Origin of the sequence: Streptomyces sp. SID14478, from assembly GCF_010548525.1 — a bacterium.
Classification (GTDB): domain Bacteria; phylum Actinomycetota; class Actinomycetes; order Streptomycetales; family Streptomycetaceae; genus Streptomyces.
On record NZ_JAAGMG010000616.1, the window covers coordinates 1 to 1,759 of the forward strand.

1 protein-coding gene and 2 pseudogenes are annotated in these 1,759 nt (G+C 69.9%); 2 read left to right on the forward strand and 1 reads right to left on the reverse strand.

The window, feature by feature from the left end; all coding sequences use genetic code 11:
• Positions 1 to 469 (forward strand): annotated as a pseudogene (locus G3I40_RS20255) (serine/threonine protein kinase); the annotation flags it as partial.
• An 18-nt stretch (positions 470 to 487) separates the two neighbouring features.
• On the opposite strand, the gene G3I40_RS20260 reads toward G3I40_RS20255, so the two are convergent.
• The gene (locus tag G3I40_RS20260; protein ID WP_164303554.1) at positions 488 to 1,306 is read right to left on the reverse strand and encodes an SGNH/GDSL hydrolase family protein; all 819 of its coding nucleotides are present in this window, start codon (positions 1,304 to 1,306) and stop codon (positions 488 to 490) included.
• Positions 1,307 to 1,541: 235 nt separating this feature from the next.
• Here G3I40_RS20260 and G3I40_RS20265 point away from each other — a divergent pair.
• Positions 1,542 to 1,759 (forward strand): annotated as a pseudogene (locus G3I40_RS20265) (hypothetical protein); the annotation flags it as partial.

Sequence of the window (1,759 nt, forward strand, 5' to 3'; positions counted from 1 at the left end):
CACGGACGACAGCGGCGACCCGGGCGGCGGGAACGGCAGCGGCTCCGGTGGCGGGAGTCCGGGCGGCGGGCACTCCACCACTCCGGCCCAGTCGGTGCGGGTCGCTGTCAGCGCCGTGCGCGGCAGCTACTCGGGCGCGTGCCCGCCACCCGCCGCGCAGGCACCGGCGTTCACCGCGACGTTCACCGTGGGGCGCACCCCGGCGACGGTCGAGTACCGCTGGGTCACGAAGAGCGGGGAGCCGTCGGAGCCGGGCTGGAAGACCCTGACCTTCGGCGCGGGCGGCGCGAGGAGCCGTACGGTCGACACCACGCAGACGGCGTACGAGCAGGGCGGGACGCTGCACAACCGGATCGGCGTGGAGGTGCGCGCTCCGGTCGCCGCGACCTCGAACTACGTGGCGTACTCGGTGACGTGCGAAGTGGTGACCCCGACGACCGGGGCCACCACGGGCTCACCTACGTACTAGTACGCGCGCTCGGGGCACTCAGGCCGCGGACGTGAACACGGGCAGATAGCCGCCCGACTGTCCGGCGGCGGTCGGGTGGTACGACTCGCCGATGTTCGTCCAGTTGACGCTGTGCAGCCAGGGGCTGCCGGAGCAGATCTCGTGGCCGGAGAACGTCGTCGTCACGTCGCCGAAGGAGAAGCCGTGGCCGACGGCGCGCTGGGAGGTGGTGGAGTTGAGCAGGTCGGCGGCGCCGTTGATGGCCGTCCGCTCGGTCTCGGAGAGCCCTGCGAGGCAGGAGCCGCCGAGCTTGTAGAAGCGGGGGTAGCCGAGGACCACCACGTGGGCGGCCGGAGCCTTCGCGCGGATCGCCGCGTACACCTTGTCGAGCAGGCCCGGCAGGGTCGAGGTGACGTACGTGCGCGCCTCGTTGACCCGGTTGACGCAGGTCGACTCGGAGTAGAGCACGCAGGTCGTCATGACGTCGGCGAAGCCGGCGTCGTTGCCGCCGATGCTGATCGACACGAGGCCGGTGCCCGCACCGAGGGGCGTCAGCTGATTCGCGAGGACGTCACCCGTACGAGCTCCGGAGCATGCGGTGAAGTCGAAGCTGGAGGGTGAGTGGGCGGCCGCCCACAACGCCGGATACGCCTTGGTGGAGCGCTTGCAGTCACCGCTCTTGCTGTCGTAGCTGCCGGACCCGACCCCCGAGGAATAGGAGTCGCCGAGGGCCACATAGCCGGTGGCGGCGGCGTTCGCGGTGTTTTCCGCTGCTTGTGCGGCTGTCGCCCCGGTGAGGGCGGCGGTCGCGGCGAAGAGGAACGTGGTCACGTATGCCGTAAGTCGGAAACGTCTCATGGAACCTCCCTTAGCAGGATCTCTGCCACAACTGTGGTAGCACGCACCACAGTTACCGGGAAGTACTCAGACCTGACATTCGCCCGGCGTTCAATTACAGGTCCATGTCAGACACATGACATACCCTCAGGCGTCTCGTGCTACGCCCGTAGACGGCCGCCACCTTCTTGACGCCGCACCGGCGCTGCGCGACATTGAAGCCCGGCATCCGGCGCGTCGGGGGGCAAAGTCGCCAATGCAGACCATCGGGATCAAGCAACCTTCATCCGGCAGTTCGGGGGACGGTCCGGCCGACTCGCCCACGGGCACCGACGCGCCGTATCTGCTCGCCGGGGCGGGCGTCGTCGCGGGAGGCGCGGGTCTGATCCTCGCGCTCTCGGGAGCCGCTTCACCGCTGCGCGGACCACTCGCGCTCTTCTTCCTGCTCGCCGCGCCGGGCGCCGCGTTCGCCGC

What these genes read in the sequence shown, in the direction of transcription:
- G3I40_RS20260 (WP_164303554.1), bottom strand. Translation starts at nt 1,306, where the DNA reads ATGAGACGTTTCCGACTTACGGCATACGTGACCACGTTCCTCTTCGCC.